Genomic DNA, 15,493 nt, shown 5'->3' on the forward strand with positions numbered 1-15,493 from the left:
ACATGTCTATTTCACACACGACCCGCTCGGCTTCATTTGATGAGGTTGTCAAAGAGATGGATCGGCGCGGACATGTGATCGAAGCGCTTGAGGCGAAGATCGCCGCCCTCGCCACCCCTTTACCCCAGCCGGCAGATGCCGTGCGGGAGGGTGCAGAAGCCGCCGACCTTTTCGTAAAGCTCTTCTTGTCGTTCGTAGGACGCGATCGCGGGACAGACCGCTTCGAAAAGACGATGGACGACCTAACGGCAGAAGCCGCAAAGGTCGTGGACAAGATTGAGGCCGTCCGCGCCGCCCTCACCGAGCCAGCCCCGGCTACGATCGGCAACCCTGCGACGGAAGAAGAGTGGCAGGATCGCAACGGCCTGAGTTCGGACGAAACCTCCGAGCCAGCCCCGGCCGGGGAGGCAGTGGAGCCGGTCGCTTGGACGTACGAATATCTTTGTGAGGGGTACTGGACGTCAGCACTGGAAGGCTACCGCCCAAAAGCCGCCCCCTCTATTCGGAACATTCGCCCCCTCTACGCCCACCCCGCCCCCGAAGACACCGCGCGCCTGCGGGAGGATTTGGAACGGGCAAATGCTAAAGCGAACGGTTTCACCAAAGCCTATGGCATGCGGTTGGCTAGATTTGTAACTCAAGCAGAAGAACTTGAAGTCACGAAGCGCGATCGTGACGATGCGCGGAAGGCGCTAGAGGCGGCGCAGACGAAGGTGGCGGTTCTTGATGGGCTGCTGACCGCGAAGGACGTGTGGTTTGACTTCGGGTCTGGGTTCCGCGCTCATTTCAGCTTCGAACCCTTCACGGACAGCCCGTGGCGGGCTGATCTACACGGCCTCCACGCCGCCGCCCGCTCCGCTTCCAGGGAGGCCACCCGATGAGCAAGGGCAACGACCTGATCGAGCGTCTGCGCGAACCGTTGGCAACCGAAAAGACTATGCAGCGCTGGGATGCTTGGCGCCGCTACCATATGGATGGCGGCAAAGCGACTTGGACTAGAGACGAATTCGAGAGCCTTCTTGAAAGTCTGGACGAGGATCGATGTGATGCTCTCGCCACCATCGCCAGCCTCTCCGAAGCGCTGGCAGAGGCGGAGAAGAAGGGGGCTGAGGACGGCTGGATGCCAATCGAGACGGCGCCGAGAGATGCTGAGGCGGTTCTCATCACAGGCGGCACGTGGCTCTACAGTGAGAGCTTTGCAGATGGCATGTGCGATTGGACCGCTATTGCCACCTTCGATCCAAACGCATCAGGCGACCATAAATGGAATGGCGGCAACGGCACTGAGTACGACGGCATCTATTATCACAATCCAACTCACTGGCGCCCCCTTCCACCCCCGCCCCGCGATCTCTCCCAAGGAGGCCAGCCATGAGCGAGAAGCTGACGGAGGCTTTCGGGGTACTGATGGATCGCGTCGTGAACCCCACTTGTGACGAGTGCGGAATTTCACTCAATTTGCGCGGTCGCAATCACTGGGGAGCCCACCTTTGCGTCGTCTGCCAACAGCGCGGGCGACTGGAAATGCGAGCTCGTCACGCAGACGCAATGAGCCAAGAGAGGCCAGATAGGAAGATCCACACGGTAAAGCTGCCTGAAGCAATGCAGCGCGAGTTCGCCGCTGGCCGCGCCGCGATCTCTCGCGAGGATGGGGAGCGGTGATGGGACAGCAAATCACGCCTACCGCTGGGATTGGGCCGGATGTTCCCGTTCGCCTCTCTGATGCCTGCCGCCTCTTCCTAGGCGGCATGATCACTCCAGCCAGCCTCAGAACCGAAGCCCGCAAGGGTAATCTTGAAATGCTGCGAATCGCGGGCAAGGACTTCGTCACCCGTTCCGCATTGGAGGCTATGAACCAGAAATGCCGCGTCCAAAGTCACCCCCAAGGCTCCAGCGTCGCGCCGACCGCCCGACCGATGCGGAGCGCGCAGCCGGCATCGTCCGCTACAACTGGGTCATCCGAGACGGAGACAAGTACGTCCGCACAGGATGCGCTGAGGCTGACCGCTCAGAGGCTGAGAGAAAGCTCGCGGAATACCTCGGCGAGAAGCACGACCCGGTCCACAGAAACAGCGCAAGTGCTGAGCTTGAGATAGCGGACATCCTCAACGTCTACGGCCGGGAGAAAGGACCCGACACGGCTCGCCCGGCTGAAACGGCATCCGCCCTACTCCGCCTTGATGCCTTCTGGGGGAAGATGAAGGCCTCCGACATTCTCGGCCCGACCTGTCGGGCGTACACCGAACACAGAGGGCGGCCTGCTGCAGCAAGACGCGATCTGGAAGTCCTGAGAGCCGCCGTAAAGCATTACAAGCGGGAGTACGGCATGGAGGCCGAGCCGGTCTTCACCTTGCCTCCCAAATCAATCCCGCGAGAGCGCTGGCTGACCCGGGACGAAGTCGCAAAACTGGTCTGGGTCTGCTATAGATCGAAGGGAAACGACAAGCGCCTTCACCTCGTTCGGTTCATCCTCATCGCCGTTTATACAGGCACTCGGCATGATGCGATCCTTCGGCTTCAGTGGATGCCGAATACGACTGGGGGATGGGCGGATCTGCAGAGCGCCCGCCTCTATCGACGCCCAGCCCTAACCCGCGAGACGAAGAAGAGAACGCCGACCATCCGCATTCCCGACCGTCTGCTGGCTCACATGCGGCGCTGGAAGAAACAGGACCAAGGAATCCTCAATGTGATCCACTACCAAGGTCGGGCAATTGGCCGGTTGGAGAAGTCGTTTCGAAGTGCCCGGGAGGATGCTGGGCTAGGAGAGGACGTGATCCCTCACGCTCTTCGGCATACAGCTATCACCTGGCTCATGCAGGCGGGCGTGAACATCAACGAGGTGTCGGGTTTCACAGGGGTGACGACTGAGGAGCTGCAGCGGACCTACTGGCATCATTCGCCAGACTTTCACTCCAGCATCGCCACGGCTCGAATGTCACGAAAACCGCGTATCTGAGCGAATATCTGAGCGAATTTTTGGAGGAAGAGGAAGTCGGTATGCCTAAGGCCTTGAGAGTGTTGGTCGGAGTGGCAGGATTTGAACCTGCGACCCCCTCGTCCCGAACGAGGTGCGCTACCAGGCTGCGCTACACTCCGTGGCCGAGCGGGGATATAGCCAAACGCAGATGAGTCCGCAACACCTTTCCACGCTCGGCGGGCGGAATTTCGAAAGAGCCCGATCCGCTCTCGCCTCGCCACCTGATCGGCTCTCGCCCTGTTGCCAGCACGCCCGCGCCCGACTATAGAGAGCGCGGACTTGCCGTCGGTCTTGGGGCGTAGCCAAGCGGTAAGGCAGCGGTTTTTGGTACCGCCATCCCCTGGTTCGAATCCAGGCGCCCCAGCCAACCGCCTGAAATTGTTATATTTCAAAGACTTACGGGTTCGGCGATTTGGCCATGTGTACCAGTCACATGGCCTGTACGCATATTCCAATCGATAGAGCCAAATCTGACATCATCGGTGTTGACCCGCTGGGTCAAGCGCGACTTTTCCCCAGCCCAACCGCAGTATTTCAAAACAGCCGAAATTTTCGTGAACGCCTTTCTGCTCTAAGGCGCAAAAATCTTATCCACATGTTTATCCACAGGTTATCCACAGGCTTTCAACGAATTTGAGCGTTGGGCCTGTGGATACTGCGCTCAGCGCATTTCCGTCGCTGTTTTCAGTGTGCTAAATCGGAAGGGTCGATAGGGTGGGTAGCCGGCAAGCTCACTCCCACCCCACAATCGACTTTCAAACGGACCCCTTCCAAAAGGGTCACGGGCGCACCTAGCCCTTCCACAAGGCTGGCTCTGCCAGGGCGGTACGGTCTCCACAACCGTGCCGCTCTTTCCGATTCCGTATCAGGGAAATCGGGTTTCCGAAAGGTGGAATCACCTGACGTGGTCCAAGCCCTCTATGAGTTCGTCAAGCGTGTAGCTGGCGAGTTCATTTAGCTCTTCATTAGAGAGGGAAGCCGCGACCTTAACCTCAGTATCGATAGTCAAATTCCGCTCAGGGCGCCGCGCACTGGCGAGAACGCTCGCGAGCGACAGGGCGGCAGCGGCCGGGACTATCTGAGGCGACGGCATCATGCTGGCGAGCGTTGTGCGGCGGGCCTCGCGCTCTGCATGATGCATGTCGTCTAGGTCGCGCTGCACACTCTCCGGCCATAGGTCGAGATACTGGCCGAACCAGACTTTCACGTCCGACACATCGAGGGCCGAACGCTCGTTGATGACGCGCGCGAGCGTTACGAACGCTTGTGCGATGGTGTTGATTTCCTGATCTGGAAGATACTTCGACGGCTCGGAATACAAGTTCGAACGCTCCGGGGATGGTTGCCGGAGTGTTATGCTTTATTCGAAAAGGCTCTGCAATAGTTAAACCCGCCGAAGTCGAAATATTATCTTCTGGTTCAATCAACGCTGACTTATCTTCTACTGCAAGCTCAGCCTTTACCTTCTCTACTTTGCGCCACTCTTCGAAAAATGCCTTCGCGCCATCCCGTAGCGCTCGCGTCCCTGTAATGAGACGGCCGGGGACGACCGACCTTGTGTGAGAAAGCGTCTTCTGCCCGTAGCTGCGAAGCCAGAAGTCGTCAGGGCGTCGGAAGCGTGAGAAGTCAACTTGGCGTTCACCGCGTCGTTTCGGCGTCCAGTCTTTACCGCCGGCAGCAACGAGGGCTTCGGCAACAATGGGCGCCTCTTTGCGCTTGAAGACGAGTTCGCCGTGAACGTGAGGCCGGTCAACCTTGCTGGTCTTCGCTTCCACCACGAAAACGAAATCGCGAGGCTCGCCGGGAAGACGCTTTCGGAGTTCAAGGGCGATGCGCGCGGCGACGTAGCAGGCGAACTTGCCGGAGTTGATGGCTTTCGCGCGGATGCGGTCGGAGAACTCAAGAGAGAAGGCGTAAACCTCGCGCTCGGGATCGGCGACGAGCGCGCGATGATAGGCCAGGGCAACCCCGCGTTCGTCCAGGTCTCGCCAGCGGGGAAGAGAGCGCCGGGTGATCGCAACGAGCGAGTTCGGCGAGGCGTAGGTCTGGCCGTGTGTGAACGTGAGTGCCGGCGTCGGAAGGTCTACGTCTGCCAGTAGGTCGTTAGGCGGATCGGCCGGGAGTGGTGCGGGTGTGGAAGCGGAAGCGGACGCCTTCGTTGCGTTCACCGCTGCGAGGATGTTGCGAACCGACGAGGGTGACCGGGCGGGTGTCAGCGTGTGAGCCGGCGATGCTGGCGCTTCGATGACTGGTGAGGCGAGAGCGGCGTCTAGCTCTTCGAGGTCGAGGGTGTAGGGGTCAGGGGAGTAAGTACCCTTTAATACAGCCGGGGTGCTCGTCGCGGCATCAGCCGACATGTCGGAAGCGCCCGCAATACCCTGTGCGACAACGGTTCCGCATGAGGTCCACGCATCAGAATGAGCGATGCCAGAATTAATCGATTTGCCAACTTCGGCCGCGAACTCATCGAACGCGGGATCGGCTGTGATCGCGTCCAGTTCATCGAAGAGTTCCGCTAACTCGTCGCGCGTAGGCTCGTCATCGCTTCTCTTTTCGTCGCCGAGAAGCTGGCGTCGGAGAAGATCGGCGATTTGTTGCGGACTTAATGCGGGAGTGGTCGGCGACGGGTCTTCGTCGTTTTCGTCAGCGGGAGCTACTAGGGCGTCCAAATCAGACAACGCGGCCTCAAGGGCGGCATTCTGCAAATCATCTAGCTCAAGATCGTGTTCCGTGTCGGATGCTGCGATCCGAACGATACGAAAGCGGCTTTCAGTAGACGAAAGGGAAAACACAGGAGACTCGCGAATGGTGGTAGACAAAAGAAAACCGGCGCGACCTTTCAGCCGCGCCGGGCACCATTCGTAGGAGTTGCGCCATGCCGTAGCGCTTTTCAGAACGACTATAGAATCTCACATCTCACGCTTGAGGCACAAGCTTTGCTTTGTTGTCGTTTGCATTTTGTTTGCAGCGGAGCGCACACAGGGCAAGTGAAACCGCAACGTAAGTGCAACGGCTCGATTCATCTTCCGCCCCGCATGAGACCGCCCGGCCGCATCGCTGTTCGAAGCTCTTGGGCAACCGTTGCCCGAATTTGAGCGTCTACGGCTTGGGCGATGGCCTTTCCCTGCTTCTCGTCAGCTTCGCGGCCCTGCGATCCGCCCTCGACGTTCACCGTGATTGCCGGCGCTAGGGTGATGTTGGACGTCGAAGAGCCACCCATGTTGCCGATGCGGGGCATGGGTGGTGCTGACAACGTGACGGGAATCGATCGCCCGTCAGGGAGCGGAACGGCTGCTTCCGGCCCAGCTTCGCCGAAGATCGCAGCGCTACGCGAAACACCTCCCTTAGCGAACTGAGGCAGCGGTTGCGGGCGCCCGTTCGCAGCAATGCCGCCGTCTGCAAAGCCGAAGAGCTTCCCCAGGATGCCGGCGCCCTGCCCGCCGCCGAAAAGGCCAGCCATCGGCCCCTTCCCAAAAAGTGCGGCTTCGATCGCCGCTTCTGCCAACATAGAAAGCATCCGCTGCAACGCCTCTTCGGCCGTGGCGCTTCCGGTGATGATGGACGAGAAGAACCCGGAGACGCCGCTTGCAAGGAAGTCTTGCGCGGCCTTGAGTTCTTCCTGCTTGTGCGCGGCCTTTTCAGCGGCGTTCTCGACTTCCGCCATGCCGGCCGCAAGCTGGCTTAGCTGCGCGCGCTGTTCGGGCGAAAGCGCGATGCCGCGCGCACTGGCCTGGTTCAATAGGTCTTGTTCGATCCGAAGGCGGCTCGCAGCGCTGGCCGTCATGCCATAGGTCTGAATCTCGACATTGCTGTTCGCGATCATCTCGACGGCGCCGTTGATGATCTCCCGGTAGCTCGTCGCGAGTTCCTTGTTCTTGTCGATCTTCGTTTGAACGCCTTCGTCGCGCCCCGGCAAGGTCTGCGTCGTGGCGCCCATGGCCGTGCTGATCGCGCCATCGGGAACGCGGCGAAGTCCCTCCCATTCATTGCGCAAGCCGCCGAGGTCGTTCCCACGGCGCCGGAGAAGCTGTTGCGCCATGCGGTCCTGCATTCCAGCGTCGAAGAACTCTTCGCCGGTTAGTCCCATGTCGCCCATGAGGCCGCGCATGGTCTTCGAAACGATCTGGTAGCGCCCGACGGCTGACGAGTTGAACTTGTTATCAGGGTGCGCCAGCATCTTCTTTTGAAGCGCCAGAACCTCGTTCAATGTCATCTGAGTGAGGTTCACGTCGCCGCCCGTGAACTTCCCGAAAGCCAGGGTCTCGTTATAGCCCCTGCCCTTGTCGGTGCCTTCGGCGTACCCGATGAGGTCGAGCATCCCTTTCTTAGCAATAGTGCGGGCTTCCGCATCGTTGAAACGGCTAAGCGCGGCCATGCTCGCGGTCTCGGCTTGGCGCGCGGAAGTCGCGGGCGGGGTGATGCCACCAAGCTTATTCGCTGCGGCATCAGCCGCGGTGCCAAGCCGGTTGATCCCGTTCGCTGCGGTGTCGCCACGCGCGGCGAGCGCCTTGTCGATACGCTCGATTTCAGCGTTCGACGCTTCGACCTGTTTACGGAGCGGCGTTAGAAGCATTTCAGGCAGATAGCTTCCATCGATCCGCCGTTGGGCGTCGTCGCGAGACCTTACCGCGAGCGAACGCGAAGCGAGAAGCGTCTGAGACTGCTGGTCCTGATATTCCTTGAATCGGTCGAGAAAGATGCCGAGGGCGTCGGTCGCCTCGATAATTGCGCCCTTGACCCCTGTCCCGATGCGCTTGGACAATAGGTCGAACTTTCGATCAACCTCGTCGGCCTTATCGATGAAAGCGTCGTCCATAACGAGGCCGAAAGAATTCGCTTCGGCGATCATGGTTCGAATGCCGGTCGCACCGTGGCGCAGGAGCTCGACAAACTGCTCGCCGCCCGTTCCACCGAAAAGCTCGTCAGCAACCCGGATTTGAGCCGCCTTGTTAAGTTTCTGCATTCGGGAGACGATCTCAACGAGAAGCGCCGAAGGGTCTTTCAGCGCCTCTTTGAGGGTCGTAGCGTCATAGCCGATGCGTCGGAAGGCTTCTGCGGCTGAGCCAGCACCTGTTACGGCGAACTCGTCGGCGCGAAGGGAAAGCTCCTTCATGCCGTCAACGAGCGCGTCCATAGGAATGCGCGTTTGTGTGGCGACGTGCTGAAGTTCCTGAAACGCTTTAGTCGAGAGGCCGGCGCGACGAGCCTCATTGCCGATGTTGGCAATGCTCGTCACAACTTCTCGGTACTGAGAGACAAGCTGACCAACGCCGCCGATAGCCAAGGCGCCGGCAAGCCCCTTCCCGATCGTGCTGAGCGATTGGTTGATGCGAGAGGCCGAAGACGACATGCGATCTTCCATAGCCTTCGCAGAGCGGTCGGCCGACCGCTGCATGTTCTGGAACTGGCGAGCGACGAGCTTGTCCGCCCGGTCCATCTGCTTTTGCAGACGATCCATCTTCGCTTCGATTTGAACGGATAGGTCGAACTCGGGCGCGCGCGCCATTCGTCAGGATTCCTTATGCAAATTCGGCCGCCGCGTCATAGTCGGGATCGGCCATAGGATTGGGTTTGGGTCGGTTGAACGCGGCACGGGAGACGGCCATCCACGCGGCGGAGGCACCATCGATGCGGGTACGCGACTTGCTCTTGTGCATCGTGCGAAGGCCGGAAGGTCCCTCATAGATGGAGACGTTCTCGACGTTCCATCGAAGGATTGGGTGGCCACCATGCCGAAGCTTCAGGCCAACAATTGCGCGTTCCAGAACGGCAACGCCTGCGGCTTGCGTCCTGTTATCAAGCGGCAATGCGTGTGCTGCGATCCCAAGCCCCTGCAAGCCAAGTGCGATCGGAGTGGCATACGCCCGGTCATAAACGATGTCGGTCACATAGAACCGATCGTGCAGACGGGCGATGTGTTCGACCACGTAGCTATAATCGATCGCGCCGCCAGGGGTCGGAGTGATGTAGCCGGCTTCGGCCCAGGCAACATACGGCACGCGGTCAACGTCGCTTTTCTTCGGAAGCTCATCCTCCGGACAGAAGAAATGAGGAAGAACGATGAAGCCATCCGGGTCTTCGGGATCGCGCCACGCCGCGACGACGGCCGTAAGATCGGTGGAAACGGATGCGTCAACGGCGATGTAGCAATCTTCGTCGCGAAGGCGCTCGAAAACGTCTTCGCCGAGCGGCGCGGCACCCTTGTCATAGGTTGCCGTGTCCACGAACGGCGAAAGGCTTTGGTCCTGCCAGATATTGAGGTTGAGTTGCTGAAAAGAAGTTCGCTCGCTCGGGCGGTTCGCGATCTCGCGGGCGTACTGACGCAGGCCGGCAAGATCGGGATACCCACATGCGAGGCCGGGATTCACCCGGTGCCAAATCGCTTCGTCAGTCCAGTCGCAGTCCTTGGGCGCCTCGAAGAGGATTGGTAGGGTCGCGGGGTCATCTATCTCGCCGCGCGCAACGGCACGGGCGTATTGGTATTGCTCCCACGCAATTGAGTTCTGCCCGCGCCCTGCGGTCGTGGTGATGACGTTGAGCGAGCCCGGCGTCTTGATAAGGCCGGTCTTGAGAGCTTCCCAGAGGTCGCGCTTCGGCCACGCATGAATTTCATCCATGAGCGTGAACGTCGGCGTTCTGCCGTGTTGGGTCTTCGCGTCGGCGCTAATAGCCTCAACGATCGAACCGGATCGAAGATCGCGGAAGCGGTTCCGATAGTCGGCAATGTCGGTGATGGCGCCAAGGCGACGATCGGCGCGGATCATTTCGACAGCTTCCTCAAACGCAATGCGCGCCTGTTTCTGATCTGCCGCCGCGCAAACGATCTGTCCGCGCGCCGTCTTCTCCGGGCCGATGGAATGGAGGAGCGTCAGCGCCGCGCCGAGCGTCGTCTTCCGGTTGCCGCGCGGGATCATCGCGAAAACGGTTTTCACGATACGCGTCTTGTCAGGATGGCGCGGCCCATAGATGCGGCGGACGATTCGCTCCACCCAAGGGTCAAGCTGGAAGCGTCGGCCCGGTTGGGCCGATTTGGGGTGTCGAAGTTCACGGAGGAAGCGGACGGCGCGCTCCCCATATCCAAACGGATCGGGGATCGGCGAACCGTCATCAATCCAAGAAGGATAGGTCGTCGTCATTCGCTACCTTGAAATTGGATCGCGCGCGAGAAACGGGCGTCAGGCCGAGTTCTGCGCAAAGCTGTTTGTGACGGATCGCGGCTTCGTTCTTGATCCCGGTCGCCGGATTCCGCTTAAGTTCGCCGCGCGCATTCGGGATCGTCGCGCCTTCCGTTTCAATCTTCCGCGCCATGGCGACCATGGTTCCGAAGGCATCGCAGCAATTCGCCAGAATGGAGAGGTCCGCGTCTTCGAGGTGGCCGCGTTCAACAAGGATCGGCGCGACCCGCTTCCACTCGCGTTTCGCATCCGCTGACAGCCAGGCCGGAGGGCGCGGGACGGTGCCGATCGGTGACGAGCCGGCCGCGATCTCATTTGGCTTGCGGCCCCTCACGCGCGAACCTCGCATGTGATCTCGACGCCGCGCCGGTCTTCGGTCGGAGCGAACGAGACGATCGCAAACGTCTGGCCGGCTAGGGTCACACGGTCGGACAACGAAAGGCCAGGAAGGCGACGAGCGCGCAGGACGATGTTGGACGCATCAATCTCGCGCTCGTCTTCGTTCTCGCGCTGGTGACGTTCCTCGACAATCTCAGCCCGGACGGAAGCGAGCGGCGCCCATGTCTCGATCATAGCGCCGTAGCGGTCAGCGGTTTGATTGGCGCGTTCGATCGTAATCCGATGCACGAGCTTCGAAGCTATGAGGCTCATTGGCGCCACCGTGCGATAGCCTCGACGCTGACGACGGCGTGGCCGTGCTGGCTAGAAGAATCGCGAAGGATGCGAGTGCCCTGATAACGAACGTCCGCAAAGCTGATTTCCGGTGATGTGAGAGGGGAAGCGAAGAGCGCAGAGCGGACGATTCCAGCGAGCTTGGAAGCCTCGACGGATGCCTCTTCCCGCGTCCAAATGTGAAGGTCGAGCGCGATCGTCGCATGACGACGCGCTAAGGTTAGGTCGTTCGCGATCGTCTGCGGAGTGCCGAACGTGATCGAAGGAAACATGTTCGGATGACGCGGGCCATCCACGATCGCCATAGGAGCGAAGATCGCGCCCATGATCGGAGACGAGAGAAGGCGTTCACGGATAGCGGCTTGGAGTGCGAGCGCGGGGTCGGCGGGAAGCACGGCATAGGCCGCTTCGATAGCCTCGCGAGGTGTAATCGCGGTCATCGGCCCCATGCCTTTCGGATGGCCTTACCGCTCGCGTTCGTCAACCGGCGCTGAAATTTGTCGCGCAGAAGCCGATAGGCCGGGAAGAGGAACGCTTGCGCGGGCTGCTCGACGGTGCCGAACTCCACCCATCGGGCGTAAAACGCTTCGGCATCCCCGGCCACGATCTTGCGCGCGAGGTCGTGTTCACCCTTCACGAAATGGATCGAAGCCTTGAGGTCGCCGGAGTCGGCCGGCGCAAGCGTCACGGCCAGGGCGACGAGTTCGCGAGCGCAACGGTCTAGCTCGATTTCGAGGGCCGCTTTCACGCTCGCCGGGACCGCTTCGAACCGTTTCCGAAGGCGCGCAAGCTGTTGATCGGTGCGGGCCATTAGATAGGCCAATCGTAGTAGGCAGCGACGAGACGGCGAGCGGTCGCGGGAATGTCCACGATTTCGGAGCCATCGCCCCGGTGTGTGTAGAGATGCGCGGCCGTTAGAAGGATCGCTTCGCGGTAGGCGCTCGCCGCCCGCTCCCCTTTGGGAATTTCGTCGCGTCCCGTATAGTCGAGCATGTAGCCGGTCGCCGCCGTGATCTTACCGGCGAGAAGAGCGTCGTCTTCATCGTGTTCGATCGTCAATTGCGCCTTCAAGTCGGCGACGGAGGGTGCCATTTCGAAAAAATCCCAATTTCAGACAATCACGCGCGGAGGGAACCGCGCCGGTCCTCAGCTTTTCTTCGAAAATTCTAACATACCCCCGGTCCAGACTGTTAGCGTTTACTTACCGGCCTTCCTCGTAACCTACCGGACTTCCTCGCCTCTACAGCCTCTTTGATCGCGACTTCGAACTGCTTACCCGAGTTCAATCTGTTAGCGATCGAGTACGGCGGAATGTTCATGCGCCGAGCCCATCCCGGTATCGTGTCTTCGATCCCATCCATAATGTAGATTGCGCCGATACGGCCGCGACGATCGCTCCGAACTGATGCTTCCTTACGTTTTTGTTTCCCGCATCGTTCTCTTATGGCAGTGAACTCACCCTCGTCTTGAGCGAGAATTGTCTCCTTCATAGATTCCTTGACGTGAGCCGGGTTTAGCTCGGCCATTTCGCAGACTTCGCGGAAGTCCTCACTATTGGACGCGAACCATGCGCGCGCCGTCCTGCGATTATGAGCGCTATCTACGTCTTTCCATGTAGAAAGAGCGTCCCTAACGGCTTGGGCGACAACTTTGCGCCAAAGCTCGCGCGGATCAAACTCGTCTAAAACTCTCATGACGCGTATCCAAACCATTGACGGAATGTGGCATCAATCGATGCGTAGCCGCCGCTGGTCTGCGTCATGTTCCAATCTTCACAAGTCCAGACGAGCGCTTGGGAAGTGCCGGGAGCCGTGTAGGTGAAGGGGCGGTCGCCACCTTGGATCGCGAGGAAGTCGTCAATCGCAACTGCGTCGTCTAAATCGAGGGCTTCCCAACGGAGGCTTACGACGCGGCGCATGTGATTGAGCCCGTCGCGTGTGGCCTGAGAATAGCCATCGCCGAATTGCGTCTTGTTGAGCTTGATCTCACGCTTGAGGGTGGAACCGATGACGGGCGGCTCGGGCGGGATGAATGTTGGAAGGGTCATGAACTGCCGCCTTTCTCTGCGGCTTGTTTCTTCGAGTTGTGACAGTGAGCGCAGAGCGGTTGCCAGTTCCGGCGATTCCAGAAGAGGCCGCCCTTTGAGAAGTCGCCGCGATGCGGAATGATGTGATCCACGACGGTCGCGGGCTCGTCGCACATGCGACAGGTTCGATGGATTGCGAGATATGCGAGGCGCGCCATGCGCCACTTCCCGTCATAGCCGCGCGCCGCTGCGCTTGGGCGGCTGGCATCATGGCGGGCTTTGCGCTCGCGGTTGGCTTGGCGTTGGCACTGGCATAGCTCGCCGCCCGCGACCTTGTTTCCACATGCGCAGATGCGCCCCGGCTTCGATGGCATTAGGTTTCGATCCGGGTGCCGATATTGGCGAAGAGCTTCCTTGCCTTCTGACTAAGGGTGAGCTGGTCGTAGGGAATCTCGTCTTTCCGCTTTTTTTCGTCCTTCGGCGCGTAGACCCGTTCACGGAAGGCCATTGCCGCACGAATTTCGCCGGGAGTAGCATTCCAGGCGGTCTCGGGAGGCCACTTAAGAATGCCGATCGCGAAGCCGAAGAGGTCTTCGAAGTAGCGGACGGCATCGAAGGGCTTTTCACCCTCGCGGCTGGCACCCTGCGCGGTGCTATCCGGCTTGTCTTCCTGCGGGCTCGCCAGGAAGCCGCTCACAAGAGCGATACAGGCAAGGCGATAGTCCGCGATGGTTTGCGCGAGCGGGCGATCGTTCGGAAAAAGATCGTGCGGGAGTGCCGGACGAGGGAAACACTCCCGCACGATGCGCGCGAGAACGGTCATAGAGCCTTCCGACATGGCGGACAGAAGGCCCTGATAGCCGTTGAAGTCTCGCGCGAGACGTAGTGCGGCTCGCAGGGTCGGCCGAAGCTCGACAGTTTCACCGCCGATCGTCATTTCGATCTTTTCAGCGAGCCACGTCATTCGTTATGCGATTGCCGAAGTCGCGGGAACCTCGATAGGCTCGCCGGTCAGTGACGCCTTGAAACGCTGCATCAGCATTTCGTTCGGGCCGCTCACTACGTACTTCCCCGACAGGATAACGCCGAGGCAGTAGACGACAGTGGGTGTACCGCCTCCAGGCGGTACGTCATCGAAGACAACCTTGATGGCTTGGGTTTTGCCGCCTTTCAGAGCATTACGGGCGATCGTCTGGCCGGGATCGAAGACGTTGCGCAGAACTTCAAGCTCAAGGGCGCCGGCATCGCTGACGCCTGAACGCTTGATGCGCCGGCCACGACCGAAGGTCTCCTTCGTGATTTCCTCGCGCTCGTCGCCAAACTCGCCCATGTCGGTCACGTCGCCGATCTCGGTCCAAGTCAGCGCTTCGAATTCGGCTTTGGTATCGGCCGACGACTCGCCGTGAATGTAGACCTTCGTAAGCGTCGTGGAGGTGACGTTCGAAACAGTGGCTTGAGTTGTCATGATCGTGCGCCCCTTACTTCACCTTGAGGAAGCGGAAGGCTTCGGCCTTGGAGACCGCGCCGCCGACACGACGACGCGCACGGAAGCGAACCTCGCCAGTATCTGCAACCGTGTACGGGTCACGCTGTACCGACAGTCCGACACGATCGAAAATGCGAAAATTTGAGAAGTCCGCGAACACGATCGGGACGGCGCCAGCCGCTACGTCGGGAAGATCGGGGAATTCGACAACAGGGCGGCCGAGGATGGTCGGCGGATTGCCCGAAACGAAAGAGTCAGTCCAGAGATACCGGCCGTCAGCATCCTTGAGCTTGCGCACGGCGCCGATGGTGGCGCGGTTCATGGCGAACACGGCATTCGCCGCATAGTAGCCAGGAAGCGAATGATAGAGGTCGATAAGATCGTCGGTGCTGACCTTGGCGGCAATCGCCGTGGAGAGGCTTTCAATCTCCGTGTTGGCCAGGAGGCCAGAAGGCTTTCCGTTGCCATCGCCGAGAATGAACGCACGACCCTCTTCCCGGCCGAACTGCTCGGAGAACTCACTAGAAAGCTCACCTTCCATGTTGAAAGCCGCGTCTTCGAGAAGGCGAAGCGACATATCGGTCATGGCCGCGAGTTCGAAAATCTCAAACTTCTGTTGACCATAGGCCGGCTGCGTCAGCGGACGCGCTTCGGTTTCACCCACCCACTTTGCGGTCACAGTGCCAGTACGCTTCGGAAGGATGATCTCGCCGGCTGTGGTCGATGCGACGCGAGCGAACTGGCGGATCGGCGAGAACCGAACGAGGTTCTTCTCGATCTCATTGAGGAACTGTTCGGGAGCAAGGTATCCGCCCGCCGAGTCCTGAGAGACGGTAAGTGCCTTCACTTCGTCGGCGCCCATTCGCTCGACGCCGCGACGGGCGAACGACTCGAAAGCCTTCCGTTCGATCTGGCCGTCAGTGTTCTCGGAAGAGCCGCCGAGATACGGGCGATTGAGCTTGGCTTCCAGCTTGTCGAGCCGGTCGGCCGCTTTTGTCTCGACGGCCTTGACGCGATCCTCGACGCTGGCCGTCAGGTCGGCAAGCGCCTTCGTAACGATCTCGTTCGCGGTCTCGTCGCCGCCCTCGTCGGCGCTCTTGAGTTCGAAAGCGTTCTCGATGAACGCCATGTGGTTGAGGTGCATTTGGTCTGTC

At 60.1% G+C, this 15,493-nt stretch carries 18 protein-coding genes and 2 tRNA genes; 6 read left to right on the forward strand and 14 right to left on the reverse strand.

Annotation, left to right across the window (positions count from 1 at the left end; genetic code table 11):
- Positions 1–2 precede the first annotated feature (2 nt).
- The 4 genes from M673_RS12310 (at position 3) to M673_RS12325 (ending at position 2,959) form a co-directional block, all read left to right on the forward strand.
- The gene (locus M673_RS12310; RefSeq protein WP_061976331.1) at positions 3–881 is read left to right on the forward strand and encodes a hypothetical protein; all 879 of its coding nucleotides are present in this window, start codon (positions 3–5) and stop codon (positions 879–881) included.
- Positions 878–1,375, forward strand: coding sequence for a DUF551 domain-containing protein (locus tag M673_RS12315; protein WP_061976332.1), 498 nt, complete (start codon positions 878–880; stop codon positions 1,373–1,375). The genes M673_RS12310 and M673_RS12315 overlap by 4 nt, the downstream gene beginning before the upstream one ends.
- A complete protein-coding gene (locus M673_RS12320; RefSeq protein WP_061976333.1) occupies positions 1,372–1,662 on the forward strand; it encodes a hypothetical protein in 291 nt (96 codons plus the stop codon). Before M673_RS12315 ends, M673_RS12320 begins: the two co-directional genes overlap by 4 nt.
- 199 nt (positions 1,663–1,861) lie before the next feature.
- Complete coding sequence (locus tag M673_RS12325) at positions 1,862–2,959, forward strand: site-specific integrase (protein WP_061976334.1); 1,098 nt, start codon at positions 1,862–1,864, stop codon at positions 2,957–2,959.
- A gap of 63 nt (positions 2,960–3,022) precedes the next feature.
- On the opposite strand, the gene M673_RS12330 is transcribed toward M673_RS12325, so the two are convergent.
- Positions 3,023–3,099 (reverse strand) — tRNA-Pro (locus M673_RS12330).
- Between the two features lie 173 nt (positions 3,100–3,272).
- On the opposite strand from M673_RS12330, the gene M673_RS12335 reads away from it, so the two are divergent.
- Positions 3,273–3,347, forward strand: a tRNA-Gln gene (locus tag M673_RS12335).
- 528 nt (positions 3,348–3,875) lie between these two features.
- Here M673_RS12335 and M673_RS12340 read toward each other — a convergent pair.
- Positions 3,876–4,301 carry a hypothetical protein gene (locus tag M673_RS12340; protein ID WP_061976335.1) on the reverse strand — a complete coding sequence of 142 codons (426 nt, stop codon included), beginning with the start codon at positions 4,299–4,301 and terminating at the stop codon, positions 3,876–3,878.
- A 310-nt stretch (positions 4,302–4,611) separates the two neighbouring features.
- Here M673_RS12340 and M673_RS12345 point away from each other — a divergent pair, with 310 nt between their 5' ends.
- Positions 4,612–5,079 carry a hypothetical protein gene (locus M673_RS12345; RefSeq protein WP_061976336.1) on the forward strand — a complete coding sequence of 156 codons (468 nt, stop codon included), beginning with the start codon at positions 4,612–4,614 and terminating at the stop codon, positions 5,077–5,079.
- A gap of 920 nt (positions 5,080–5,999) precedes the next feature.
- Here the strand turns inward: M673_RS12345 and M673_RS12350 are convergent.
- From M673_RS12350 to M673_RS12400, 12 genes are all read right to left on the reverse strand, one after another.
- Positions 6,000–8,486, reverse strand: coding sequence for a hypothetical protein (locus tag M673_RS12350; protein ID WP_061976337.1), 2,487 nt, complete (start codon positions 8,484–8,486; stop codon positions 6,000–6,002).
- Positions 8,487–8,499: 13 nt separating this feature from the next.
- A complete protein-coding gene (locus tag M673_RS12355) occupies positions 8,500–10,116 on the reverse strand; it encodes a terminase large subunit (protein WP_061976338.1) in 1,617 nt (538 codons plus the stop codon).
- Positions 10,088–10,489, reverse strand: coding sequence for a phage terminase small subunit P27 family (locus tag M673_RS23685; protein WP_187301261.1), 402 nt, complete (start codon positions 10,487–10,489; stop codon positions 10,088–10,090). The genes M673_RS12355 and M673_RS23685 overlap by 29 nt, the downstream gene beginning before the upstream one ends.
- Positions 10,486–10,806: a head-tail adaptor protein gene (locus tag M673_RS12365; protein WP_061976340.1), complete on the reverse strand. Its 321-nt coding sequence runs from the start codon at positions 10,804–10,806 to the stop codon at positions 10,486–10,488. Before M673_RS12365 ends, M673_RS23685 begins: the two co-directional genes overlap by 4 nt.
- Positions 10,803–11,267 carry a DUF3168 domain-containing protein gene (locus tag M673_RS12370; RefSeq protein WP_187301262.1) on the reverse strand — a complete coding sequence of 155 codons (465 nt, stop codon included), beginning with the start codon at positions 11,265–11,267 and terminating at the stop codon, positions 10,803–10,805. The genes M673_RS12365 and M673_RS12370 overlap by 4 nt, the downstream gene beginning before the upstream one ends.
- Positions 11,264–11,638 (reverse strand): HK97-gp10 family putative phage morphogenesis protein, encoded by a 375-nt coding sequence (locus M673_RS12375; protein ID WP_061976342.1) that lies wholly within the window; start codon positions 11,636–11,638, stop codon positions 11,264–11,266. The genes M673_RS12370 and M673_RS12375 overlap by 4 nt, the downstream gene beginning before the upstream one ends.
- The gene (locus tag M673_RS12380; RefSeq protein ID WP_061976343.1) at positions 11,638–11,919 is read right to left on the reverse strand and encodes a head-tail connector protein; all 282 of its coding nucleotides are present in this window, start codon (positions 11,917–11,919) and stop codon (positions 11,638–11,640) included. Before M673_RS12380 ends, M673_RS12375 begins: the two co-directional genes overlap by 1 nt.
- Positions 11,920–12,517: 598 nt before the next feature.
- On the reverse strand, positions 12,518–12,874 hold the full coding sequence (locus M673_RS12385; RefSeq protein ID WP_061976344.1) for a phage tail protein: 357 nt from the start codon (positions 12,872–12,874) through the stop codon (positions 12,518–12,520).
- Positions 12,871–13,227, reverse strand: a complete 357-nt coding sequence (locus M673_RS23690; RefSeq protein ID WP_082639415.1) for an HNH endonuclease signature motif containing protein — start codon at positions 13,225–13,227, stop codon at positions 12,871–12,873. Before M673_RS23690 ends, M673_RS12385 begins: the two co-directional genes overlap by 4 nt.
- Positions 13,227–13,817, reverse strand: a complete 591-nt coding sequence (locus M673_RS12390) for a phage tail assembly chaperone (protein WP_061976345.1) — start codon at positions 13,815–13,817, stop codon at positions 13,227–13,229. Before M673_RS12390 ends, M673_RS23690 begins: the two co-directional genes overlap by 1 nt.
- 3 nt (positions 13,818–13,820) lie before the next feature.
- Entirely contained in the window at positions 13,821–14,318 is a 498-nt protein-coding gene (locus M673_RS12395; RefSeq protein WP_061976346.1) for a hypothetical protein, read from the reverse strand.
- A gap of 13 nt (positions 14,319–14,331) precedes the next feature.
- On the reverse strand, positions 14,332–15,483 hold the full coding sequence (locus M673_RS12400) for a phage major capsid protein (RefSeq protein ID WP_061976347.1): 1,152 nt from the start codon (positions 15,481–15,483) through the stop codon (positions 14,332–14,334).
- Between the last annotated feature and the right edge of the window lie 10 nt (positions 15,484–15,493).

This window comes from Aureimonas sp. AU20 (assembly GCF_001442755.1).
GTDB lineage: Bacteria > Pseudomonadota > Alphaproteobacteria > Rhizobiales > Rhizobiaceae > Aureimonas.